Source organism: Streptomyces sp. P6-2-1 (assembly GCF_050613165.1).
Classification (GTDB): Bacteria; Actinomycetota; Actinomycetes; order Streptomycetales; family Streptomycetaceae; genus Streptomyces.
On the sequence record NZ_CP192513.1, the window covers coordinates 6,474,507 to 6,498,479 of the forward strand.

Consider the following 23,973-nt stretch of genomic DNA (forward strand, 5'->3'; position numbering starts at 1 on the left):
AGTAGTTCACCCGATTAGTGTCTGTGCACTACCCACAAATCCCCGGAGGAATCATGGTTTTCGGCTGGATTGACGACCAGGCGGAGCTGCGCCGCGCCGCCGGGCTGGTGCGAAGGCTGCGCCCGCGTCCCGCCGACTCGGGGCTGCTCGATCTCGCGAGCAACGACTACCTGGGTCTCGCCCGTCATCCCGAGGTCGTCGAGGGGGCCGCTGCCGCGGCGCGGAGCTGGGGCGGCGGCGCCACCGGCGCGCGACTGGTAACGGGTACGACCGAGCTGCACGCCCGACTGGAGCGTGAGCTGGCCGAGTTCACCGGGTTCGATGCGGCCCTCGTCTTCTCCTCCGGGTACGCGGCCAACCTCGCGGCGGTCACCGCGCTGGCCCCGCGCGGTGCGCTGATCGTCTCCGACGCGAGCAACCACGCCTCGCTGATCGACGGCTGCCGACTGGCCAGGGGCACCACCCAGGTCGTGGGGCACGCCGATCCTGACGGGGTGCGCAAGGCGCTGCGGACGCACGACGGGCCGGCCGTGGTGGTGTCCGACTCGGTGTTCTCCGTCGACGGGGACGCGGCTCCCGTGAGGGCGCTCGCCCGGGCGTGCCGGGAGTTCGGGGCGGGGTTGCTGCTCGACGACGCGCACGGACTGGGGGTGCTGGGCGAGGGCGGTCGCGGGGCGCCGCAGGCGGCGGGGCTCGCGGGGGCCGGGGACGTGGTCGTGACGGTCACCCTGTCCAAATCGCTGGGCAGCCAAGGCGGAGCCGTGCTCGGACCGGCCCGGGTGATCGACCATCTGGTCAACACGGCGCGGACGTTCATCTTCGACACCGGGCTCGCGCCGGCGGCCGTCGGCGCCGCGCTGGCGGCGCTCACCCTGCTGCGGCGCGAACCCGGGCGGGCCGCCCGGGCGCGCGACGTGGCCAGGGAGCTGCACACGCGCCTGTCCGCCGCGGGCCTGGAAGCGGTGCGTCCCGACGCCGCGGTGGTGTCGGTGCGTGCGCCGTCCCCGGAGGCGGCCGTGCGCTGGGCGGCCGACTGCCGTACCGCAGGGCTGGCCGTGGGCTGCTTCCGTCCTCCTTCCGTGCCCGACGGCGTCTCACGGCTCAGGCTGACCGCGCGAGCGGACCTCTCCGGGGCCGAGATCGAACGCGCGGTACGGGTGATCGGCGCGTCAAGACCGTGACGCGGCGTGAGACGGCCGTGCGTCCGCGCCGGGGGCGGGGCACTGAACGGACCGCGCGGGAAAAGCCCTCCAGCGCTCGGGGGACAACAGCGGGGTGGGGGCGGGGGTGCCGAGGCCGCTCCCGCGGGGCGGGGCGGCCGGTGGCTCGTGGTGGGGTCGTGCCGGTTCTCCGGGTGTGCCGGGGCGGCACACGGATTGCGTCGCCGTGCCGAGCGCCCGGCCGTGGAGGGGGTCCAGGCGCAGCAGCGCCTTTCCCGACGCGGTGGCCAGGGCGAGCCGGGCGGCGCAGGTGGCGGGGTTGCGGCGCTCCTGCTCCGTGTCCTTGAGCTGCTGGAGCAGTGCCGTCGTGAGCGCGTCGAGCCGCGCGCGTGCGGCCGAGGTCCGGCTGGGTCCTGGGGGCCTCGGCGGGACGGGCGGTCCAGCGGGCCAGAAGCCCTTTCTGCACGGTCTTGCTCGCGGCGATCTGGTCCCGGAAGAACGCCGCCGCCGCGTCAGGGTCCCCTCCCGCGGCGGCGGCCTGTTCGCGGACCTGCCGCAGCACCTGTGCCTCGCGCGCCGGGTCGTCGACGGGCGAGCCTGTGGCGTACTTGGACGCGGCGACGTCGTCGCTCACGCGGAGGCGCTCGACGACAAGGCCCGTCAGGGGGCCGAGCCTGCCGACCGGGTCCGTACCCGCGGCCACGGCGTGCGGGGCGGTCAGCGCTGTCGCGGACACCAGCAGTCCGGTCAGCACGGCGCGACGGGTCGTCCTGGTGAGGGGGCGCAAGGGGTGCCTCCGTCTCGGTCGGGTCCCGGCTATCCGTGCTCAACGACGGGCGCGCCTCGGGGTGGTGGGGCGGGCCGGGCGGTCGCGGCTCCGGTCTTCCGGACCGGCGTCGGGTCACGTCGCCTCGGCCGCCGCCATCCCCGCGAACGAGAGGCCAAGCCCGATGGCGACCGTCAGCAGCAGGTACGCGGCCGCTCCCGCGACCCGGCGCCCGGTCGCCATCGGCAGCGGCTCCCGGGAGACGTCGACCACGTCGAGAGCGCCCCGCAGCAGCCCGTCGCCGGCAACGCCCGCTCCGGCGCGCCCAGTACGCCCCGCGTACCCGCTTCGACCGTCGTCAGCAGGGGGCTCGGCGGGCGGGGAGCCCGGGGAAGCCGCTCCTTGCGCGCGACGGTCGGCACCCCCATGACGAGGCAGCCCACCGCGTTGACGACGAGGGTCGTCCACGGGAACGCCGCCGCTCCGGTACGCCACAGGAGGGACGCGTCGTTGCCATTGCGCCACACCCGCGAAACGCCGTACCGCGGAACGGCGCCGACCGCGCCGACCAGTGCCACGACGGCCACCACAGGCAGGTGTGGGCCGTCCGCGTGGTCCGGGTGAGAGCGTACGGGCATATGACCATTCATATGCATATGCTCACGGTAAGTGGTCCGTGAGCGAGGAGACCCCCGCGTGCTCCGGAGCCCGTGACTTCCGCTCGTTCAGCGCAACCGCGGCCGTACGCCAAGGAGTACACGTGACCTCTCCCACCGCCACCGCGTCCGCTGCGACGCCGTCGGCCTCGCCGCGTGAGACGGCGCTGGGCGCGCTGCGCGGGGTGGGACAGGTGGACTTCCAGCCGAGTGTGTGGACCTCGGCGGTCCTCCTGATCGCTCTGTGGGTCGAGAGCTGGCAGACCGGCCTCTTCGCCGTCATCGGGGCGGTGGCGTCGACGCTCACCGCGCGGCTGCTCGCCGTGCGGCGCGATCCGCTCTCCCAGGGACTCCTGACCTACTGCGGAGTGCTCGGCGGCATCGCCATGCTGGTCTACCTCGGCCACCATCCCTCGACCTACGTCATGGCCGTCGCCGCGGGGATCATGTGCACCCTGGTCACCGCCACCCTCAACCACCTGCTCGCCCCTTGGGGCCTTCGCGCGTTCACCGGGCCGTTCTGCCTCGTCGCCCTCGTGATGGTCCTGGGCGCGCCCTCCTTCGGCCGCGTCTGGCACGGCACGCCGTCAACGGCGGTCACCCCGGCCACCTCCACGAGTCCGGTCGTCAGCTGGACCGACCTGTGGCAGGGGTTCTTCGCGAACGTCTCGCAGATCTTCTTCGTCGACACCTGGTACGTCGGCCTGATCATGCTGGCCGGTCTCTTCCTCGCCGGAGGGAAGGTCGGGCTCTTCTCCGTGGTGGGCAGCGTCGTCGGCCTGCTCGTCGCCTGGGCGCTCGGCGCGCCCGCCGCCCTGATCGGGGACGGCGTCTACGGGTACAACGCCGTCCTGACGAGCCTGGCCTTCGGCGTCGTCCTGCTCACCGCCACCCTGCCGAACTTCCTCTACACGGTGCTGGCGGCGGGCGCCAGCACCGGCCTGACGGCCTCGCTGTCGGTGCTCTTCAAGACCTTCGGCAGCCACACGTTCACCTGGCCGTTCAACATCACCACCTGGGCGCTGCTCGCCGCGGTCCCGCTCCTGCCCCGTATCACCCTCCGCGCCGACGACGCCTGAAGTCCCCGCCCGCGCGGAACGAAGCCCCGCGGCACCGAGAAAGGCCCCGCCCATGAATCTGGCACCCCGAGAGATCGACAAGCTGCTCGTGTACGTCGTGGCCGACCTGGCCCGCAAGCGGCGCGAACGCGGGCTCAAGCTCAACTACAGCGAGTCGGTGGCCCTCATCAGCGAGGCCATCCTGGAAGCCGCGAGGGACGGCAAGAGCGTCGCCGACTGCATGGAGCTGGGACGGCAGGTGATCCCCGAGGACGCGACCATGCCGGGGGTACGGGAGATGCTTCCGCTGCTCCAGGTGGAGGCGACGTTCGACGACGGCAACAAGCTCGTCTCCTGCCACGACCCGGTGGGGGGCTGAGCCGTGTCGTCCCCCACGGTGGTCGCCGTCGGCGGCCACGAGAGCGACGGCGGGCGGGCCCTGCGCGGGCTGCTCGCCCCGGAGATCGCGTGTGTCGCCGGTGGACGCCCGCTCCACCGGTGCGTCAGCGCGCTGCGCGCCAGGGGCGAGACCGTCTGCGTGGTGCCGATGACGCTGGGCCGGGACCCGGAGCTGGTCGCGGACGCCGGACGTACCCTGCTGAACCTCCCGGCCGCGCGGCGCGCGGGGACCCTGCTGGCGCGGCCCTTCGGCACCCAGGACCACCTGACCGGCTGGCTGCGGTCAGCGGCCACCCGGGTGGAGGCGGACCGGGCCGTCCTGCTCACCGCGCCATCGGGCGGCCCCTTCACCGACGCCGACCTCTTCCGTATCGCGCGCCTCGTACGGCAGTACGGGCGGCACCGCATCGTCGAAGTCGCCCTGACGGGAGGGGACCCCGATCCGGCCGAAGGGGTACGGCGCTGCCGCGCCCTCGGCGCCGAGAACGTCGTCCTGCTCCCTGCGGCCTGGACGCTGCCCGTGCTCCCCGGCGTCGCGCACTGCGCCGTGAGCGGGCCGCTGCTCCCGGCACCCGCCGTCGCGGGCGTCCTGCGGGCCCGTGTGCGGGAGGCCGTGGAGCGGTACGCGCGCGACGGCGACGACGGGGTGTCCCGCGGCATCGAGGCCGCGCACGGTCACGGGTACGCCCACAGCCACGGGCCCGCGGACCACGTCCACGGACCGGGGGACACCCCGCACGGACCCGGGCACCACCACCACGCCCAGGAAACGGGGGAGGACGCCGATGCCGGGCGCGGCGACCACCGCGCGGCGCGGACGCCTCCCGGCCCCGCCTCACTCGTCCTCCCCCACGACCTCACCGTCCACAGGAGCCTGCGATGACACTGCCCCCGCGCTACCAGTACGGCGAAGGACCCATCGAGATCAACGCGGGCCGCCGCACGGTCACGCTCACCGTGCGCAACACGGGCGACCGCGCGGTCCAGGTCGGTTCCGACTACCACTTCTTCGAGGTCAACCCGGCGCTCGACTTCGAGCGGGACCAGGCCCTCGGCATGCACCTCAACATCGCCGCGGGCACCGCCGTCCGGTTCGAGCCGGGCGGCACCCACGAGGTGGAGCTGTGCGCGTACGCGGGCACCGGGCGCCTCACCGGTTTCAGCGGCCTCCTCAACGGCAGCGTGAAATCGCACCCGGCCCGGGTCGAGGCCGTACGGCGCGCCCTGGAGCGCGGATTCTCCGGAGCGAAGGCCGAAGGACACGCGGACACGGACGGGCACCAGGAGACGGACGGGCCCGCGGAGACACACGGGCGCGCGGAGACACACGGGCGCGCGGAGGGCACCGGCGACGCGGACACCCGGCGGAAGAAGCAGCCGGGCAGCACCGGCGCCGAGAAGACCAAGAAGAAGGGGTCCCACTGACATGCCCACCCTCTCGCGCGAGCAGTACGCCGCCCTGTTCGGCCCCACCGTGGGCGACCGGTTCCGGCTGGCCGACACGAACCTCGTCGTCGAGGTGGAGAAGGACGTCAGGGAGGGCGCCTACGGCGACGAAGTCGTCTACGGCGGCGGCAAGACGATGCGGGACGGCATGGCCGCCGACCCGCAGGCCACGGCGGCGCAGGGCGCCCTCGACCTCGTGATCACCAACGTCGTGGTCATGGACCCCGTGGCCGGTGTCGTCAAGTGCGACCTCGGCGTCAAGGACGGCTTCATCGCCGGTCTCGGCAAGGCGGGCAACCCGCAGACGCAGGACGCCGTCGACCCCCGGCTCGTGATCGGCCCGGGGACGGAGGTCATCGCCGGCGAACACCTCATCGCCACCGCCGGGGCCCTGGACTCGCACGTGCACCTCATCTCGCCCCAGCAGTGCGAGCAGGCGCTCACCAACGGCATCACGACGCTCTTCGGCGGCGGCACCGGGCCCACGGACGGCACCAACGGCACGACGTGCACGCCCGGCCCGTACAACATCGCGCGTTTCCTGGAGGCCGCCGAGGACCTCCCCGTCAACCTCGGCATCATGGGCAAGGGCAACGGAAGCCTGCCCGGCGCGCTCGACGAGCAGATCGAGGCCGGGGCGGCCGCCCTGAAGGTCCACGAGGACTGGGGGGCGACGCCCGCCGTCATCGACAACGCGCTCGCCGTCGCCGACCGCCACGACATCCAGGTCGCCATCCACACGGACACGCTCAACGAGGGCGGCTTCTTCGAGGACACCCGTTCCGCGATCGACGGCCGTACGATCCACACCTTCCACAGCGAGGGTGCGGGCGGCGGCCACGCCCCGGACATCCTGCGGGTCACGGGCGAGCCGAACATCCTGCCCTCCTCCACGAACCCGACGCTGCCCTACACCAAGAACTCCGTGGACGAACTCCTCGACATGGTGATGGTGTGCCACCACCTCAGCCACGACATCCCCGAGGACGTCGCCTTCGCGGACAGCCGGGTGCGGGCGGAGACCATCGCGGCCGAGACGGTCCTGCACGACCGCGGCATCATCAGCATGATCTCCTCCGACTCGCAGGCGATGGGGCGTGTCGGCGAGTCCGTCACGCGCGCCTTCCAGATCGCGCACGTGTGCAAGGAGGCGTTCGGCGCGCTGCCCGAGGACTCCGCGCGCAACGACAACCAGCGCGTCCTGCGCTACCTCGCCAAGGTCACCATCAACCCCGCGATCGCCTGCGGCGTAGCGGACCACGTCGGCTCGCTGGAGGCGGGCAAGCTGGCGGACATCGTCCTGTGGCCCATGCACTCCTTCGGCGCCAAGCCGAAGATGGTCGTCAAGGGCGGCATCGTCTCGTGGACGCAGATGGGCGACCCCAACGCCTCACTGCCGACGCCGCAACCGGTCTACTACCGGCCCTCGTTCGGCCAGTACGGGCGTGCCATGCAGTCCACGCACGTCACCTTCATGTCCCAGGCGGGCATCGCGGCGGGAGTGCCGGAGAAGCTCGGCCTGGAGCGCAGGGTGCTCCCGGTGCGCAAGACCCGCACCATCGGCAAGCACAACATGATCCGCAACGACGTCGTGCCCCGTATCGAGGTGGACCCGGAGACCTACAAGGTCACGGTGGACGGCGAGGTCGTCACCATCGACCCGGCCCAGAGGCTCCCGCTCAACCAGCTCTACTTCCTGGCCTGAGCGCGTGTACCAGGACGAGGCCGCCGCCCCGGACGCCACCCCCGTCCCGGGCGCGGCACCCGGCAGCACCGACGTGGGCCGCCTCCTGGTCAGCCTCCAGCTGACCGACTCGGCGTTCCCCAGCGGCTTCTACACGCTCTCGCACAGCCTGGAGGGCTTCACGCAGGCGAAGGCGGTCGACCGTGACAGTCTGCCAGCGCTCCTCCACGACCTGCTCCGGCACGGCGTGGGACCCTCGGACGCCACCGCGCTCGCCCTGGCGCACCAGGCCGCCGCCCGCGCGGACTGGGCGGCGGTGGCCGCCGTGGACAGGCGCTTGCACGCGACGAAACTCACCGAGGAGATGCGGCGGGCGGCCACCCGTACCGGCCGCCAGTTGCTCGACCTCGCCGCCGAGGTCTTCGACGCCGGCCTCCTCGCCCCCTACCGCGAGGCGGTGGCGGCCCGCCGGGCGCCCGGCACCCAGGCCGTGACCGTCGGTGTCGTCAACGCGATGACGGAGGTGCCCGTACGACAGGCCGTCGTCGCCGACCTGTTCGCGTTCTGCGCGAGCTTCGCGGGGGCCGCGTTGCGGCTGCGCCTGACCGACCACCGCCAGGCGCAGGTCCTGCTGCGGCACAGCGCCGAGGTCATCGAGGAGACGGCCTCGCTGGCGCTGACCCGCTCCCTGGACGACCTGGGAGCGACGACATTCGCCGCGGACATCATGTCCGCCCGCCACGAGCGGGCGGAAGCACGGCTGTTCGCCAGCTGATCCGTCGGCCCCCGGCCGGCGAGGGAAGGAAGACCATGCGAGAGAACGTCCTGCGTGTCGGTATCGGAGGGCCGGTGGGTTCGGGCAAGACCGCCCTCATCGAGGCGCTCGTGCCCGTCCTGTTCGCGTCGGGGCATCAGCCCGCGGTGATCACCAACGACATCTACACGCAGGAGGACGCCGAGCACATCCGTCGCACGCTCGACGGCGTCCTGGACGGTGAACGCGTCGTCGGCGTCGAGACGGGGGCCTGCCCCCACACCGCCGTGCGCGACGACCCGACGATGAACCTGGCGGCCGGGGCCGAGATGCTCGAACGCTTCCCCGACGTCGACGTCCTCCTCTACGAGAGCGGCGGCGACAACCTGACCCTCACCTTCAGCCCCGCCCTCGTCGACGTCTTCGTCTTCGTCCTCGACACCGCCGAGGGCGAGAAGATGCCGCGCAAACGCGGACCGGGCATCACCGACTCCGACCTGCTCGTCATCAACAAGATCGACATCGCCTCGTACGTCCGCACCGACCTCGGCGTGATGGAGAGCGACGCGCACCGCGTACGCGGCGAGGGACCGGTCGTGCTGACCGACTGTCTCACCGGCAAGGGCGTGGACGAGGTCGCCGCCTTCCTCGAATCCCGTCGCGGGGTGCTGGCCTGACATGCCGCCAGTCCGCGACCGGCTCGCGCCGGAACACTACGAGCCCGCCCGGCTGCCACCGGAGCTGGCGGCCCTCTCGGCGGCCCCCGAGACCCTCGGCCCGGGCTCGGCCGCGAAAGTGGGCGTGCTCGACCTCGGGTTCGCCCTGCGCGGGGACCGTACGGAACTCGTCGAGCGCTACCAGAAGACACCCCTCCAGATCATGCGGCCCCTCTACGTGGATCCCGCGCTGCCCGGCATGGCCTGCACGTACGTCATGGCCACGGGCGGCGGCATCGCGCAGGCGGACCGCTACCGGCAGGACCTGCGGTGCGGTCCGGGCACTCAGGCCCTCTTCACCACCCAGGCGGCCACCAAGGTCTACCGGATGGACCACGACTACGCGACGCAGCAGGTCCACCTGGGCGCCGCCGAGGGCGCCTGGGTCGAGTACCTCCCCGATCCGCTGATCGCCTTCGCCGGGGCGCGCTTCCACCAGAGCACGGTGCTCACCGTGGACGGGACGGCCACCGTGATCCACGGCGAGACGATCACGGCGGGGCGCATCGCCAGGGGCGAGCGGCACGACTACACCTGCCTCAGCAGCGACCTGGAGATCCGCAGGCCCGACGGGACCCTGCTCGCCGTGGACACCGCGCGGCTGCGGCCCCGGGGCCGCAGCACGGTCGACGGCCCCGGAGTCTTCGCCGGGCACGACCACGTCAGCTCCCTGTTCGTGGTGAGCCCGCTGCGCCCCGCCGCCGAGATCGCCGACACGCTGCACGAGGCCCTGCGCGGTCACGAGGTGCTGCACGGCGCGAGCGTGCTGCCCGGGGAGTGCGGGGCCTGGGTGCGTGTCCTCGCGAGGCGACAGCCCGCGCTCACCGCCGCCTGCCGCGCCGCCTGGGATGCCGTTCGGCGGCTGCTCATCGGCCTCCCCGCCCCCGACCTGCGCAAACCGTAGCGTGCCCGACCCGGAGGAGTCCGAGCGATGATCAGCGCGACAGCCCCCATGCCGCCCGGCTACGACTCGGGCGACACCGCCTGGATGCTGGCGGCCGCAGCGATGGTGCTGCTCATGACCCCCGCCCTCGCCTTCTTCTACGGCGGCATGGTGCGCACGAAGCACATTCTGGTGATGCTCAAGATGAGCTTCGCCTCGCTGTGCTTCGTGACCATCCTCTGGTTCCTCCTCGGCTACGCGCTGGTCTTCGGCTCCGACGTCGGCGGGGCGGGCCTCATCGGCGACCTGGACCACGCGCTCCTGCGCGGCGTCGAACCGAACTCGCTGACCGGGTCCGTCCCCACCTACGTCTACGCCACCTTCCAGATGGGCTTCGCCGTCGTCACCGTCGCGCTGATCAGCGGCTCCATCGCGGGCCGGGCGACGATGCGGGGGTGGCTCGTCTTCTCGGCGCTGTGGCTGCTGCTCGTGTACGTGCCCATCGCGCACTGGGTGTTCGACCAGGAGCACGGCTGGATCACGAAGCACCTCGGCGCCCTCGACTTCGCGGGCGGCCTCCCGGTCGAACTCAACTCGGGCGTCGCCGGACTCGCGGCGGCCCTGGTCGTCAGGGGGCCCAAGGACTTCCGGCGCACGGAACCGAAGCCCAACAACATCCCGCTGGCGACCATCGGCGTGGCACTCCTGTGGTTCGGCTGGCTCGCCTTCAACGCGGGCTCGGCCGTCCGCGACACCGGGAGCGCGGCCACCGCGTTCGTCAACACCCAGCTCGGCGGGGCCGGGGCGATGATCACCTGGCCGCTCGTGGAGTACGCGCGGACACGGCAGGTCACGATGATGGGTGTGGGCTCCGCCGCCGTGGCGGGCCTGGTCGCCATCACTCCGGCCTGTGGGGAGATCGACCCCGTGGGCGCGCTCGTGACCGGACTCGTCGCCGGTGCCGTGTGCGCCTTCGCGATCACGCTCAAGTACCGCCTCGGTGTCGACGACACCCTCGACGTCGTCGGGGTGCACGGGGCGGGCGGCCTCGTCGGGCTCCTCATGGTCGGCTTCTTCGCCACCTCGGGCATCAGCGGCAAGAAGGGGGTCTTCTACGGGGGCGGGGGCACCTTGCTGGGGAAGCAGGTGGTGGCGATCCTCGCGGTGATGGCCTTCTCGTTCGCCATGACCTGGCTCATCGCCAAGGCCGTCGACCTCGTCATCGGGTTCACCGACGAGAGGGCCTACGCGTCCGTGCCCGGCGAGGACGAGGAACGCGCCTACGACGTCCGCACCGCCGAGCGCCTGGGCGCCCTCGCGGGCGGGCGGCCCGGCCCGGACAAGGACACCGTCGCCGAGATCCAGCGCCTTCTGCGGGAGCACAGGGAGGGCTGAGGGAGCACGCAGGGCCAGCACACACAGGGCCGAGCACAGGCAGGGCCGAGCACAGGAAGGGCCGAGCACACACAGGGCCGAGCACGTGGCCGGTCGCGGAGCCGCCCCGTGGCCCCGGTGGTACCTGGACACGGGCGCTGACCGGGCCGACGCCCTCACCGCAGGCCGGGTACCGCGCGCACGGTCAGGCCGCGTGCGCGGTAGATGCACGTGTCGTCGGCCCACAGCGTGGCCTCGGCGCGGGCGCAGGCGTGTCCGGGAGTTCCTTCCGCCTCCAGGATGTCCATCTCGATCCGGACCCTGCGGGTCGCCGGGGTGACCTGGCCGCGATAGGTCCAGGTCAGCTCGGTCTCCGGCAGCATCGTCACGAAGCGCGGGTCGGTGATCCCCGCGGTCAGCCCGCTCTCGTGCAGGTGGTGCCGGAGCAGCTGGCACATCGCCTCGATGCCCAGCGAGCCCGGCTGCACCGGGTCCTGGAAGAAGTGGGACCGGAAGAACCACGCGCCGGGGTCCACCTCCTGCTCCGCGCGCAGGCGGCCGAGCCCCGCCCTGCCGCCCGCGGGCCAGTAGCCCGTCACCCGGTCCAGCATGAGCAGCAGGGGACCGGGCAGCCCGGGGTTCCCGCGCACGGTGAGGCCGGCCTCGTACGCGCTCGGTTCCTCCAGTCGCGCCCGGTCCGCGGCGGACACCGCGAGACCGGGCTGGTCGGCGAAGGACGAGGACGGGAAGTAACCGAACACGGTGGACAGCGTGAACAGCGGCGCGCCGCCGGCGGCGCACTCCACGTCGAACGCCTCGATGATCATGTCCCCACCGCGCGAGATGCGCGTCACCCTGGCCCGCGTGCGGATCGTCCCCGTCCCCGGCGTGACCTCGCCCCTGACGGTCCCCGAGCCGTCGAGGTTGCGGAACTTCAGGTCCGCCGTGGTGGTCAGCGCGCTGCCCACGTAGGAGGCGAGCCACCCGCAGGGTTGCAGCGCCACCTCCAGGAGCACGGCGAACGGCATCGTCCGGCCGTCGCCCTCCCCGAAGTACCAGGCGTCGGCGGGTACGTCGTACTCCGCGACGACCTCGCTGCCCTCGCGCATCCCGCCCTGCGGACCGTCCACGGAGGCCACCCGGCTCATGAACTGATACGGCGGACCGGGCAGCCTCGCGACCTTGCGGGTGCCGTCGAAGACCGCGTACGGGGCGCCGAACGCCTCGCTCGGCCGCCCCCAGGCACACGCCAGCAAGGAGTCGTGCCCGAAGGCGAAACCGTCCACCGTGGCCACGGTGCCCGGCTCCCGGCGGGCCACGGGGCCCTCCGCCGCCCTCGGCACGGCGGTCCCGACGCCCTCCCCCGCGGGCCCGCCCGTGTGCCGCCACTGCGCGAGCGGCCAGTCCGGCACGAGGCGCAGGGCCACGTTCCGGCCGTGGAACGCCTTCACGCCGTCCACCGAGCCGAGCACGTCGGCGTACAGGGTCGGCACCGGACCCGAGGAGACACCGCGCACGAACACCTCGTACACGATCCGCCCGCTCTCCGGCGTCGCCTGCCCCCGGCAGTCAGCGGTGAAGGGAGCGTCGCCGACGGGCTCGAACCGCCACCCGTCCCTCTCCACCGTGAACCCCAGGGCCGTCAGGCAGAAGGCCATCGCCTGGAGACCGCCCTGAAGCATCAGCGTCCCCGGCATGCAGGGGTCGTTCTTGAAGTGCCCCGCGAAGAACCAGTCGTCGGGGGACACGGGCGTCTCGGCGCGCAGATAGCCGCGCCCCCACGGACCACCGGCCGGGTCGAAAGCGGTGACCTCGTGGAGCAGGAGCAGGCGGCCGTCGTCGATCCTCGGGGTACGGACGTGCGCGGCCGTGGCCTCCCAGCCGCGCCCGAAGCACTCGGCGGGCCTGCCCTGCGCGAGCGCCCGCACCTGCCGCGCGGTGAAGGAGGCCGCCTCGCAGCGCACGGCGGGCGGGTCCTGCGGCAGGCCGTCGCCGGGCGGAGTGTCCTCGGGCGACCATCGGACGCCACCGCTCGCGGCGAGTTCGGCCGGGGTGAAGAAACCCGCGCGCCCCTCCCTGACACTGAGTCGCGGTTCCCCGTCCACGGTGCAGTCGTAGTGGAAGAAGAAGAGCAGGACGCCCTCGTGCTCCGCGTGGCCGTCGACGTGGATCTCGTAGCGCGCCGTGTCGCCGGGGCCCGGCGGCGGGCCGTGGAACGTCACCTCGCAGCCCAGCAGCCGGTACGCGCGCTCGCCCCGGTGGAGGAGGTCCACGCCGAGCCAGCTCAGGAGCAGCAGATCGGCCTGGCCCGCCTCGATCATGAGCCCCGCGGGCATCAGTCCCGTGGCGTCCAGGTACCAGCTGTCCGCGCGCACGTCGGTCTCGGTCCAGATCGTCCCGCCCCCGCGCGCGGCGTCGGGACCGGCGACGAGCGCGGCGGGCACCGCGTCGATGCCGGTGACGCGGTCGGCGAGCAGCATCGGGGGCTCGGGCATCCGCGTCTGGACGGGATACGCGTCCTGAGCGGCGAAGCGCGGCCCGAAGAGCGCGGAGATCTTCCCCGAGGCGAGGTGTTCCAGCTGTGCCCGGTCGAACGCCGGCCCGGGGAGGGGCCTGGCGGAGGGGGACGGCGCCGCCGGTACGGCTTCGGGTCCGCGCGCCGGGGGAAGGGCGGCGGGGGGCCGCGCGCCCGCGGCGCGGGGGAGGGGACGCGGGACGGGGGGCGGGAGCGCGGGGGAACCAGCCCCCGGGTGTGCCACGGCGGCGATCACCCCGGCGGACAGGCGCAGGAACTCCTGGTGCGCGGCGACGTGGCGGGCCGTCAGCTCCTGGTGCAGCGCGCTCACCCGGGCGCTGTGCCGGGCGGCCAGGGCCCGGAGGCTCGCCGGGGGCGCGGGTGCCCTGTCGGCGGCGGGCGCGGGGGCGGTGCCCGGCTCCCGCACGGGTCCGGGCACCGGCGCGAGAGCGGGTGCCCTCGGCAGGGCCACAGGGGGCACCGCCACGGCCGCGGGGCGCGGCGGTGCTTCCGCGGCCGCCCGGCGAGGCGGCGCCTGCGCGAACCCCGGACGAGGGGGGCCGGGCACGGCGACGGTACGGACGGGGCCGGGCGCCGCGGTGTCGGTGACCGCGCGGGCGAGCCGCCCGAAGAGCGCGTCGGCCCCCACCGGCACCCCGGCGGCGACGAGTTCGGCCACCGCGAGGCACACCTGCCGCAAGCCCGGATCGCCTTGGGCGTCGAGCGCGACGGCCACGTGCTCCCTGTCCCCGAGCACCCGCTTGATCCAGCCGGTGCACAGCCCCTGCGGGCCGTGCTCGACGAAGATCCGCACGCCGTCGGCCCACGCCTGTTCCACCGTGCCGGCGAAGTCGATCGTGCCGAGCCCCTGCGCGGTCAGCGCGTCGGCGACCCGCTCCGCCGTCGGCTCGTACGCCCGCCCGCTCGCCCCGCTGTAGAACAGCACCCCTGGCACCGCGACGGTGGGCCGCCGGTGGACCTCGCGCCAGGAGTCCCGTACCGCCGCCAACTCCGGTGCGTGCGCGGCGATGTCGTAGTCGATCGCGAACGCGTGGTCCGCGCCGAGCCGCTGCACGACGCCGCGGCAGGCGCGCTCCTCGCCCCCGATGACGCAGACGCCGGGCGCGTTGACGGCCATGAGGTGCACCGCGACCTCCGCGGCGAGTTCCGCGCGCACGGTCTCGACGGGAGCGGTCACCAGATAGCTCGCCCAGCGGTCGCCCCGTACCCCCGCGCGCTCCCACACCCTGCGGACCGCCCGCAGTTCACCGGTCAGCTCGGTCGTGAACAGGCCGCTGTCCCGGGTGGCCGCGTACAGCCCCGCCGCGTCGGGCCAGGCGCCCAGCGCGATCAGCGCGGCCGACTCGCCGGAGGAGTAGCCGAGTGCGGCATCCGGGCGCAGACCGAGCGCGTCCCTGGTCAAAACGGTGTGGAGGGTGGCCAGTTCGGCCGCACCCCAGATCTGGCCCAGTACCCGGCTCCCCGCGTCCGCGCGCCCGCCGAGCGGTCCGTGGGCGGCGCGGGCGCGCTCGCCGAGCGCGGGCACGGCGAGCGCGAGCGCGCGTCCCATCCCGGGGTACGCGGCGGAGCCGTTGGTGTACACGAAGGCGGTACGCCCCGCCACGGGCCGCTCGCGGTAGCGCACTCCGCTCGGACGGACCCCGCCGCGCTCCAGCCAGCGGCGAGCCGCCGCCTCGCGGGCGGCGGGATCGGCGCCCGGCTCGACCAGGAGGGCGAGAGTGGCAGGACCCTCCCGGGACGGGGTACCGGCCGCCAGCGCGGCCAGTACCTCACCGCGGTTCTTCCCCGCGTAGACGCGCAGGCGGGGCACGGGTCCCGGCGCCCACGCGCGTGTGCCGGCCGCCCGCAGTCCCACGCGGACGGGTGCGCCGCCCAGCGGGGAGACCACGGCGGTGGCGGTACGGGGAGCCGATGAGGTGTCGGCGGGCAGGTCCCTGCACGGTACGGCACCCGCCTGCAGGGCCGTCACGGCGACCGCGACGCACACGAGTCCGTGGGCGGCGTGCGCGCGGCCGAAGGCGGCACCCGGGTCGAAGGCCGCTTCGGGACCGTCACCGATCACCATGCCGGGTGCGCCGGTGGCCTCCTCGTCGAGCAGGGCCAGCACGGTGTCGCCGTCGCCGCGCGCCGCGTCCAGCGGCTTGACGACCAGGACCACGGCGGCGTCGCCCGGCTGCGCGTCGCGGCCCAGCTCGCGCAGCGCGGCCCGGTGCACGGGCTCGCAGGACAGGTCGACCGCGCCGACGAGCGCCACGTCCGCCTCGCCCGCGCGCAGCGCCCGCGCGGCGAGGTCCAGCGCCACGAGTCCGGAAGCCTCCTCGGCCGACACCGCGAACCCGGGCCCGGCGAGGTCGAGTTGCGTACTGATCCGGTTCGCCACGAGGTTGGGCAGGCTGCCCACCACCGACTCGGCCGTCATCGGCGGGGCGAAGGCGTCCTGTGCCTCCGCCGTCCCCGCCCCGGCGGCCGCTCCGGTCCGCTCCAGCCAGTACGGGACCCGCCAGCGGGCACCCGCCCGCGCCACCCCGGGATCGACCCCCGTCCCGATGACGACCATCGTGCGCTCGCGCGGCAGCGACAGCCCCCGTACGGCCTCCCTGGCGGCCTCAAGCACCAGCAGCTGCTGGGGCCTCGTGCGGTCCAGGGACAGCGGAGGGAAGGCAAGACCCGTCAGTTCCACGGCGATCTCTTCGACGGGGCCCCGCCGTTCGCCGCCCAGGACCGCGCGGCGGAAGTCCTCGGTACTCCTCCCCTCGCCCACGCGCGCGCCGAGGGCGACGATCGCGAGCGGCGCGGGCTTGCTCCGTACCGGCGCCGGGGGCGCGGCGGGGACCGTACGGCGGCGCGAGGAACCGCCGGGCCCGGGCTCGGTGCCGGGGGCGTCCACGATCAGGTGGGCGTTCGTGCCGCCGAAGCCGAAGGCGCTGACCGCGGCCCTGCGCGGTCCCTGCCACGGTTCCGCCGCGGTGAGCACCCGCAACGGGGCGCCGTTCAGGGCGTCGATCGGGCGCTCGGCCCCGAGCGAGGCGGGGCGGACCCCCGTGCGCAGCGCGCCGAGCACCTTCAGCAGCCCGGCCACGCCCGCCGAGGCCAGGAGGTGCCCCACGTTGGACTTGGCCGAACCGACGGGCACGTCCGTGGCGCGGGCGTACACCTCCGCCATGCTCCGCGCCTCCACGGCGTCCCCGACCGGCGTCCCCGTCGCGTGGCACTCCACGAGCGAGACCGACTCGGGCGCGACCCCCGCCGCCGCGTACGCCAGGCGCATCGCGCGCACCTGGCCCTCCCGCGCCGGGCTGAGCAGGCCACCGCCCCGCCCGTCGTTGGAGAGGCCGATCCCACGGATCACACCGAGCACGGGCAGCCCCTCGGCCCGCGCCCTGGACAGCCGCGTCAGGGCGACGAACCCGGCGCCCTCGCCGTGCATCAGCCCGTCGGCCTCGCGGTGGAAGGGGCGGCTGCGACCGGTCCTGCTGACGGCCGACAGACCGCAGAACCCGACGTGCAGGAACAAGTTGTCGACACGGTTGACCGCGCCCGCCACCATCAGGTCGGCCGTCCCGTCGTGCAGCCGGTCGCACGCCAGCTTGATCGCGTACAGCGAGGACGCGCACGCGGCGTCGAGCGCCCACGCGCCCGCTCCCAGCCCGAGCGCGCGGGCCGCGAGGTGCGCGGGAAGGCCGGACGAGAAACGGTTGCGCGCGTCGGGCCGCTTCCCGGGCCCGCCGGTCAGCAGGGCCTCGCGCGAGGAGGGCGGCAGCGCGGACAGCCACACGTGCTCGGCGAACGCCGAGCCCGCCGCCGTCGGATAGGACAGGTTGCCGAGCACGAGCCCGGCCCGGGGCCGCGGGCCCTCGCACCCGGCCTCCCCGAGCGCCTGCCGCACGCCGTGCAGGACCCACTGGAACAAGGGGTCCAGCGCGAGAATCCGTTCAGGCTCCAGCGCGAAGCCGCTCGGGTCGAAGACCGCGTCGAAGCCCCGTACGTACCCGCCGCGATCGGTCCACGTACGGTCCAGGTGCTCCGCCACCGACCCCATCGCCCAGCGGTGCGGCAGCCGCCATCTGCCGTCGGGCACGGCCGAGAGGCTGTCCCGCCCGGCGGCGATGTTCTCCCAGAACGTGTCGGGATCGAGCGCGTCGGGCAGGACACAGCCCCGGCCGACGACGGCGATCGGTTCCCACCCCACGCGTACCCCTTTCAGGAAGGTCGGTCCAGACGTCCCGTTCAGGACGGACGGCGTACGAGTTCCACACCGAGCAGTTCGAAGCGCACCGCGCCGTCGGGATCGAGGACGGCGACGTCGCACCGCGCCCCCGTCTCGTGCGTCTTCCGCGCCCGTACGACGCACCGCAGCGAGCCCCGCGCCGGACCGCGCCGGTGCACACCGCACTCCGCCACGGCCATCGGCAGCGCCGCCGCACCGAGCACCTCCCGCCCCCAGAGCAGCGCGACCTGGAGGGCACCGTCCAGCGCGGCGGCGTCCAGCGACCAGGCCGCACCCGTCCAGTCCAGCTCCCGCAGTCCCACGACCGTCGCCTCGGCGCCGTGCCGCGAGACACCGCGCACGGCGCGCACGGCCCGGAACCGGGGCCCGTGGAAGAGGACATGACCGTCGTACACCTCGGGGGACGCGGGCACAGCGAGTTCCTCCGGGGTCGTCCACGCGGCCGGATCGGGCGCGGCACCGGCCCGCTCCACGACGGCGCCGACGTGCGGAACGCCCGTCTCGTCGCGCAGTTCCGCCTCCCAGCGCGGCGGGACGCCCGTCGCGGCGGCACCGACCCGCACGTCGAGGCGGTGCCCGCCGTCACCGAGCCGCGGCAGCCCGCACGTGCGGTAGACCCGTACGTCGCGCAGGACCAGCGGCTCGCTCGCGGGCCACTGCGGACGGACCGCGCCGGTGAGCCAGTCGAGAGCCATCGCCAGGGGCAGGACGGGGACCCCGGCGATCTCGTGGTCGGCCAGCTGCGGAAGGCGGCTGCCCCCGATCAGGACCCGCGCGCCGCCGGGCCGGGGATCGGCGGCGGGAGCCGCGTCGCCCGCCGCGATCACGACGCGAGGGGCACCCTCCGGGTCGCCCAGTTCCGCCGAGAAGGCGGCGGCGCCCCGGTCCAGGGGGATGAGCGCGACGCCCGAGCGGCCGAAGTGCCCGGCCAGGGCCGGGGTGACCATGCCCCCGTGCCAGGGGCCCCAGGCCACGGAGCGCACCAGGCAGCCGGGGCGCTTGGCCCGCTCGGCCGACGCCACGTGGTCGAGCACCCCGTTGGCCATCGCGTAGTCGGCCTGTCCCGCGTTGCCGAACGTGGCGGCGACGGAGGAGAAGAGGCAGAGCAGGCCGAGCGGGTCCCCGGCCGTCGCGGCGAGCAGCGCGCGCAGCCCGTCCACCTTGGTGGAGAGCACCTCGTCGAACTGGGCGTCGGTCTTGTCGGCGAGAAGCTTGTCCGCGAGCACCCCCGCGCCGTGCACGAGTCCGGTGACGGGACCCCACGCGGCGCGCACCTCGTCCAGCGCGGCACGGACGGCCGCCTCGTCCCGCACGTCGACGGGTACGTAGCGGACCGGGGAGCCCGCCGCCTCCAGCGCCGCCACCGTGGCCCGGACCTCACGCGCCGCCAGGATCTCCCTGGCCCGGGCGGTGAGCGCGGCGGGCGAGGGGTCCGCCGCGCTCACCGCGAGCAGGCGGACGAGCGAGGGCTCGTCCTCGGCGGTCTCCAGACCGGCGGGCTCCGCCACCGCGGGCGTCCTGCCGAGCAGCGCGATCCGCGGGCGGTGCGCCCGCGCGAGTGCGAGGAGCCCGGCCGCCGTCACGCCCCGCGCGCCCCCGCTCGCGACGATCACCGAATCAGGCGTGACGGGCGGCGGTCCCGCGGCGGCCGGGGCGGCGGCGACCGTGTGCGGGACCGTCCGCGTGCCGTCGGCGCGCAGCCCGGTCTCCCGCTCCGCGCCGCCCTCAAGGACCTCGCGCACGAGTGCTTCGGCGACGGCGTCGGGCGCGCGCCCGCCCGCCTCGCAGTCGATGGCCCTGACGGTGGCCTTCGGCCACTCCTCGCGCGCCGTCGCCGCCAGCGCGGCGATCCCGCCGAGCCAGGCACGCTCCGGCCGCAGCGCTCCGTGCCCGAAGTCGCCACCGGTGTCCTGCACGGTGATGAACACGCCGCCGTCCGCCGTCATGCGCCGCGCGACCGCCCGCGCCGCGCGGAACACCGAGCGCCGGACCTCGCCCGCCTCGTCCGGGGCGCCCGCCGCGGTCAGCCCGCCGATGTGGAGCACGCCGTGCGCGTCCTCGGGCACGTCCGTCACGGCGGTCGCCTCGACGCCGTGCTCGGTCAGGCGACGGGCCACGAGCGCGGCGAGTTCCCCGCCCTCGTCCCCTGTCACGCCCCCATCGGTCACCACCACAGGCCCGTCACCGAGCCCGGCGGGCGCCAGCCCGCACGCGGGTGCCGCCACGAGGCGGGTCACGAGGCGGGTCAGGGCGGGCGGCGGCGCCGCTTCCTGTGCGGGTGCGGGTGCGGGTGCGGGTGCGGGTGCCGGTGCCGGTGCTGGTGCGGGTGGCAGGGGCGTCGCGGGTACGGGGGTGGGGGCGGGGCGCCCGGCGGCGCGGAGTTCGGCGGCGGGGTGTTCCGGGGCGGGGGGTTCGGCCGGGCCCGTACCGCCTTCGGACGGCTGCCCTGCGCCGGTGGTGCCGGTGGTGCCCGCGGTGAGGGCGTCGGTGATCTCGCGCAGGGTGCGCAGCTTGCCGAGCCCGGAGACCTGCGCGGTGGGCACGTCGCCGATGTGCCGCCGCACGGCGGACAGGATCTCGACGCGCTTGATCGAGTCCACGCCCAGGTCCGCCTCCAGCTCCATGTCCAGGCTGAGCATCTGCGCGGGATACCCGGTCAGCCGCGCCACGACCGAGAGCAGCAGCTCTTCGAGCGCGCGCGCGGACAGCGGTCCCGCGGCGACCTGACCGGGCGTCTCCTCGGGACCGGAAGCGGGCAGGACGGGGCCGGGGGACGTCTGAGGCGAGGCCGGGGACGCCGCGGGCGGGACGAGGGCGGTCGGGGTCCTGGGGAGCACTTCGGGCGCCGGGGCCGGGCGGGGAACGGCCGGGTGCTCCGGCAGGGGCGGCCGTGTTCCCGCGTCCCGGGCCGCCCTCGGGGCGGGCGGCGGCATCGACGGCGGCGGTGGCGGTGGTGGCGCGGGGAGGGCCGGCGCCGAGGGCGTGACCGCGGCGATTCCAGGGTCGCCCGGCACGCCCAGCATCGCGCTGAGCGTGCTCTCGGACATCCGCAGGAACGCGGTATGACTGTCGATCAGCATGCGCTGGCAGGCGGTGTGGGCCTCGGCCGTCTGCCGCTGGACGCTCTCGACGAGGGCGTACCAGTCCGGGTCACCGGCCCGACCGGGCACGGCGGGTGCGGCGGGCACCGCGGGTGGGACGGGGAGGGGCGGCGGAGCGGGGGCCCGCTCGTACGAGGCCGCCGCTTCTCCGTACGAGGTCGCCGGTGCCGCCGCCTCGCCGTACGCGGCCGCCTCGCCGTACGCGGACACTGCTTCCCCGTACGCGGGCGCTCCCCCGTACCGGGGCGCGGGCGCGGGCCGTGGTTCCGGCACCGGGGGCGTGGCGGCCTCCGGCGGGGGTCCGGGCGGGAAAGGCGCCGTGCTCATCGGCTGCTCCGGGGCGGCACCGGCCTCCGGCGCCCGGGGTTCGCGGTGGTTGGCTCCGCTGATCTGCACTGTCATGCGCGGTTCGCGCTCCTTCTCGGGTGTGCGGGCCGGTCCGTAGGGTGCCCACAGGTGTGCGAAGTCCAGCGGAACGCCCGCGACGGCGAGGCGGCCGAGCGCGGCGTGCAGCGCTGTGACGCCGTCGCCGCCCGGCCGCTCCAGGGCGACGGCCGTGTGCGCGCGGCTTCCCAGGATCTGCCCCACCAGGCCGGTCAGCGTGTTCCCCGCTCCGGCCTCGACGAAGGTCCTGACCCCCGCCGCGTGCATCGCCTCGATCTGCTCGCGGAAGCGCACGGGCGAGGTGAGGTGGCGGGCGAGCGCGCGCCGTACCTCCTCCGGCGCGGAGGGGTGGGGCGCCGCGTCCGCGTTGCTCCAGACCTCCTGCCGCGCCTTCGCGAGCGGGATGCCGTCCAGGAAGGCGGCGAAGGACTCGGCGGCAGGGGCCACCAGCGGGCTGTGGAAGGCGAGCGAGGTGCGCAGCCGGTGGGTGACGATGTCCTCGGCGGCGAAGGCGCGTTCCGCTTCGCCGATCGCCGCGAGGGTGCCCGAGAGCACGACTTGGCGCGGGGCGTTGTCGTTGGCGGGCCACACCTCGCGCGCGCCCGACGCCGCCAGCACGGCGTTCACCCGTTCCTGGTCCGCGGCGACGGCCAGCATCGCGCCCGGCGCGGCGGCCGTGTCCCGCATCAGGACACCGCGTTCGCGGGCCACCGCGAGCAGGGAACCGGCGTCCAGGACGCCCGCGCAGTGCAGGGCCACGAGTTCCCCGAAGCTGTGGCCGGCGACGCAGTCGGGACGCAGCCCGAGCCCCCGCAGCACGGCGAGGAGCGCGAGGCTGTGGACCGCGAGAGCGGGCTGCGCCCACTCGGTCGCGGTCAGCAGTCCTGCGGCGCCCGCGTGCTCCTCCTCGGTGAAGGCGGGCGGCGGGAACACGGCCCTGTGCAGGGGCAGTCCTTCCCACTCCGTGCCGCCCAGCCGGTCCCAGACCCGCTGGGCGTCCGGCGACAGCATCGCCAGGTCGGCGCCCATGCCGACGTACTGGGCGCCCTGCCCGGGAAAGAGGAAGGCGGTCCTGCCCGGCTCGGGGAGCCCGGCCGCGTAGTGCGTGCCCGCAGGGGTGGAGAAGGACTCCCCGGGGTGCCGCAGGACCCGCTCGACGGCGGCGGCGTACTTCCGCGCCAGGTCCTCGGTCCCTTCCGCGACGACGGCCAGCCGCACCGGGGCCGTGGGCGAGAAGGCACTCTGGCTCTCCCGCGCCACGTCCGCGAGCGACCTGCCGTCGGCGGGCGCCGCCGTGGGCAGCTCGGACGGGGACGAGGCGCTGAACAGGACGAGTTCGCTGGGGGCGGCCCGATGGCGCCAGGCGGCACGGCCCGAGGCCCGGGAGGGCACGTACTCCTCCAGCGTGACGTGGAAGTTGCTGCCGCCGAAGCCGAAGCTGGAGACCGACGCCCGGCGGGGGTGGTCGTCGGTGCGCACCCACGGGCGGGCGCGGGTGCTGAGGTAGAAGGGGCTGTCAGGGGCGCTGATCCCGGCGGCGGGGTCCTCGACCTTGATCGTCGGGGGCAGCACCTGGTGCCGCAGTGCCATGACCGCCTTGAGCAGGCCCGCCGCGCCCGCCGCGCACTTGGTGTGGCCGATCTGCGATTTGACCGAGCCGAGGGCGCACCACGGGCGTCCGGCGGGCCCCGGGCCGCCGAACACCTCGCGCAGGGCGGTCAGTTCGGCGGCGTCCCCGGCCTTGGTCCCGGTGCCGTGCGCCTCCACCAGCTCCACCGTGTCCGGCCCGTACCCCGCCTCCTCGTAGGCGCGGCGCAGGGCCCTGGCCTGGCCCGCGGGCAGCGGCGCGTAGATCGCCGTGCCCCTGCCGTCGGACGAGGTGCCGATGCCGCGGATCACGGCGTGGACGCGGTCGCCGTCCCGCTCCGCGTCGGACAGGCGCTTGAGGGCGTACATGACGACGGCCTCGCCCAGCATGGTGCCGTCAGCCGCCGTGGAGAACGGGCGGCAGTCGCCCGTGGGGGAGAGCGCGGGCGTCTTGGAGAAGCAGACGAACATCCCGACGTCGTTGCCGGTGTCGACGCCGCCGCTGATCACCAGGTCGGAGCGCCCGAGCGAGAGTTCGGCGACCGCCGTGGACAGAGCGGCGAGTGAGCTGGCGCAGGCCGCGTCGGTGGTGTGGTTGGTGCCGTGCAGGTCGAACCTGTGGGCGACCCTGCCCGCGACGACATTGCCGAGCATCCCGGGGAAGGTGGATTCCCGCCAGGGGGTGTACTGCGCGGCGATCCGCTCGCAGGCCGCGCGCGCCTCGGCCTCCGGCAGCCCGCTCTCGCGCAGCGCCCTGAGCCAGACGGGCCGGTGGGTGCGCCCGTACATGTGCGGAAGCAGTTCCAGCGCCGCGGCGCCGAGCACGACGCCGACCCGGTCGCGGTCCACGCCGCGCAGGCCGCCCGCGTCGGCGAGCACCTGCTCGGCCACCACGAGGGCGAGCAACTGGGCGCTGTCCGTGGACGGCAGATTGGTGGGCGGTATCCCGTGGGCGAGCGGGTCGAAGGCGACCTCCGGCAGGAACGCGCCCCTGCGGGCGTAGGTCTTGTCGGGCGCGGTGGGGTCGGGGTCGTAGTGGTCCGCCACGTGCCAGCGGGACGCGGGGACCTCCGTGATCATGTCGCGCCCCGCGACGACGGCCCGCCAGTACCCGGCGGCGTCCCGCGCGCCCGGGACCAGCGCACCGATCCCGACCACGGCGATCGGCACCTGGCGGTGGGTGTCGGACACGGTCTCTCCCTGCTGTCGAAGGTGCGGCGCGGGCGCCGGTACGCCGCCGC

General features: G+C 74.8%; 14 protein-coding genes and 1 pseudogene. 10 read left to right on the plus strand and 5 right to left on the minus strand.

Going from position 1 to position 23,973, the window contains the following annotated elements:
- Positions 1-53 precede the first annotated feature (53 nt).
- Complete coding sequence (locus tag ACQYWQ_RS27315) at positions 54-1,181, plus strand: 8-amino-7-oxononanoate synthase (protein ID WP_431038299.1); 1,128 nt, start codon at positions 54-56, stop codon at positions 1,179-1,181.
- Here the strand turns inward: ACQYWQ_RS27315 and aroQ are convergent.
- The 3 genes and pseudogenes from aroQ to ACQYWQ_RS27330 form a co-directional block, all read right to left on the minus strand.
- A complete protein-coding gene (gene aroQ / locus ACQYWQ_RS27320; protein ID WP_431039374.1) occupies positions 1,102-1,914 on the minus strand; it encodes a gamma subclass chorismate mutase AroQ in 813 nt (270 codons plus the stop codon). The two genes, ACQYWQ_RS27315 and aroQ, sit on opposite strands and share 80 nt — an antisense overlap.
- Before the next feature lie 147 nt (positions 1,915-2,061).
- Positions 2,062-2,199, minus strand: a complete 138-nt coding sequence (locus tag ACQYWQ_RS27325; protein ID WP_431039421.1) for a hypothetical protein — start codon at positions 2,197-2,199, stop codon at positions 2,062-2,064.
- Between the two features lie 50 nt (positions 2,200-2,249).
- A pseudogene (locus ACQYWQ_RS27330) lies at positions 2,250-2,582 on the minus strand (FluC/FEX family fluoride channel); the annotation flags it as partial.
- A 104-nt stretch (positions 2,583-2,686) separates the two neighbouring features.
- Here ACQYWQ_RS27330 and ACQYWQ_RS27335 point away from each other — a divergent pair.
- Genes ACQYWQ_RS27335 through ACQYWQ_RS27375 form a run of 9 tightly spaced genes read left to right on the plus strand, consistent with a single transcriptional unit; the run spans position 2,687 to position 10,917 of the window.
- The gene (locus tag ACQYWQ_RS27335; protein ID WP_431038300.1) at positions 2,687-3,661 is read left to right on the plus strand and encodes an urea transporter; all 975 of its coding nucleotides are present in this window, start codon (positions 2,687-2,689) and stop codon (positions 3,659-3,661) included.
- A 52-nt stretch (positions 3,662-3,713) separates the two neighbouring features.
- On the plus strand, positions 3,714-4,019 hold the full coding sequence (locus ACQYWQ_RS27340; protein WP_431038301.1) for an urease subunit gamma: 306 nt from the start codon (positions 3,714-3,716) through the stop codon (positions 4,017-4,019).
- A 3-nt stretch (positions 4,020-4,022) separates the two neighbouring features.
- Positions 4,023-4,922, plus strand: coding sequence for a sirohydrochlorin chelatase (locus tag ACQYWQ_RS27345; RefSeq protein ID WP_431038303.1), 900 nt, complete (start codon positions 4,023-4,025; stop codon positions 4,920-4,922).
- Positions 4,919-5,464: an urease subunit beta gene (locus tag ACQYWQ_RS27350; protein ID WP_431038304.1), complete on the plus strand. Its 546-nt coding sequence runs from the start codon at positions 4,919-4,921 to the stop codon at positions 5,462-5,464. The genes ACQYWQ_RS27345 and ACQYWQ_RS27350 overlap by 4 nt, the downstream gene beginning before the upstream one ends.
- Before the next feature lies 1 nt (position 5,465).
- A complete protein-coding gene (gene ureC / locus ACQYWQ_RS27355; protein WP_431038306.1) occupies positions 5,466-7,190 on the plus strand; it encodes an urease subunit alpha in 1,725 nt (574 codons plus the stop codon).
- 4 nt (positions 7,191-7,194) lie between these two features.
- Complete coding sequence (locus ACQYWQ_RS27360) at positions 7,195-7,944, plus strand: urease accessory protein UreF (protein WP_431038307.1); 750 nt, start codon at positions 7,195-7,197, stop codon at positions 7,942-7,944.
- 35 nt (positions 7,945-7,979) lie between these two features.
- On the plus strand, positions 7,980-8,600 hold the full coding sequence (ureG, locus tag ACQYWQ_RS27365; RefSeq protein WP_431038308.1) for an urease accessory protein UreG: 621 nt from the start codon (positions 7,980-7,982) through the stop codon (positions 8,598-8,600).
- Position 8,601: 1 nt separating this feature from the next.
- Positions 8,602-9,543, plus strand: coding sequence for an urease accessory protein UreD (locus ACQYWQ_RS27370; RefSeq protein WP_431038310.1), 942 nt, complete (start codon positions 8,602-8,604; stop codon positions 9,541-9,543).
- A 27-nt stretch (positions 9,544-9,570) separates the two neighbouring features.
- Entirely contained in the window at positions 9,571-10,917 is a 1,347-nt protein-coding gene (locus ACQYWQ_RS27375; protein WP_431038312.1) for an ammonium transporter, read from the plus strand.
- Positions 10,918-11,072: 155 nt separating this feature from the next.
- Here the strand turns inward: ACQYWQ_RS27375 and ACQYWQ_RS27380 are convergent, their stop codons facing one another.
- Together ACQYWQ_RS27380 and ACQYWQ_RS27385 are read right to left on the minus strand one after the other, a co-directional pair.
- A complete protein-coding gene (locus tag ACQYWQ_RS27380; RefSeq protein ID WP_431038314.1) occupies positions 11,073-17,621 on the minus strand; it encodes a beta-ketoacyl synthase N-terminal-like domain-containing protein in 6,549 nt (2,182 codons plus the stop codon).
- A gap of 38 nt (positions 17,622-17,659) precedes the next feature.
- Positions 17,660-23,923, minus strand: coding sequence for an SDR family NAD(P)-dependent oxidoreductase (locus ACQYWQ_RS27385; protein WP_431038316.1), 6,264 nt, complete (start codon positions 23,921-23,923; stop codon positions 17,660-17,662).
- Positions 23,924-23,973: the final 50 nt, after the last annotated feature.

What these genes read in the sequence shown, in the direction of transcription:
- ACQYWQ_RS27315 (WP_431038299.1), top strand. Translation starts at nt 54, where the DNA reads ATGGTTTTCGGCTGGATTGACGACCAGGCGGAGCTGCGCCGCGCCGCC.
- ACQYWQ_RS27340 (WP_431038301.1), top strand. Translation starts at nt 3,714, where the DNA reads ATGAATCTGGCACCCCGAGAGATCGACAAGCTGCTCGTGTACGTCGTG.
- ACQYWQ_RS27350 (WP_431038304.1), top strand. Translation starts at nt 4,919, where the DNA reads ATGACACTGCCCCCGCGCTACCAGTACGGCGAAGGACCCATCGAGATC.
- ureC (WP_431038306.1), top strand. Translation starts at nt 5,466, where the DNA reads ATGCCCACCCTCTCGCGCGAGCAGTACGCCGCCCTGTTCGGCCCCACC.
- ureG (WP_431038308.1), top strand. Translation starts at nt 7,980, where the DNA reads ATGCGAGAGAACGTCCTGCGTGTCGGTATCGGAGGGCCGGTGGGTTCG.
- ACQYWQ_RS27370 (WP_431038310.1), top strand. Translation starts at nt 8,602, where the DNA reads ATGCCGCCAGTCCGCGACCGGCTCGCGCCGGAACACTACGAGCCCGCC.
- ACQYWQ_RS27375 (WP_431038312.1), top strand. Translation starts at nt 9,571, where the DNA reads ATGATCAGCGCGACAGCCCCCATGCCGCCCGGCTACGACTCGGGCGAC.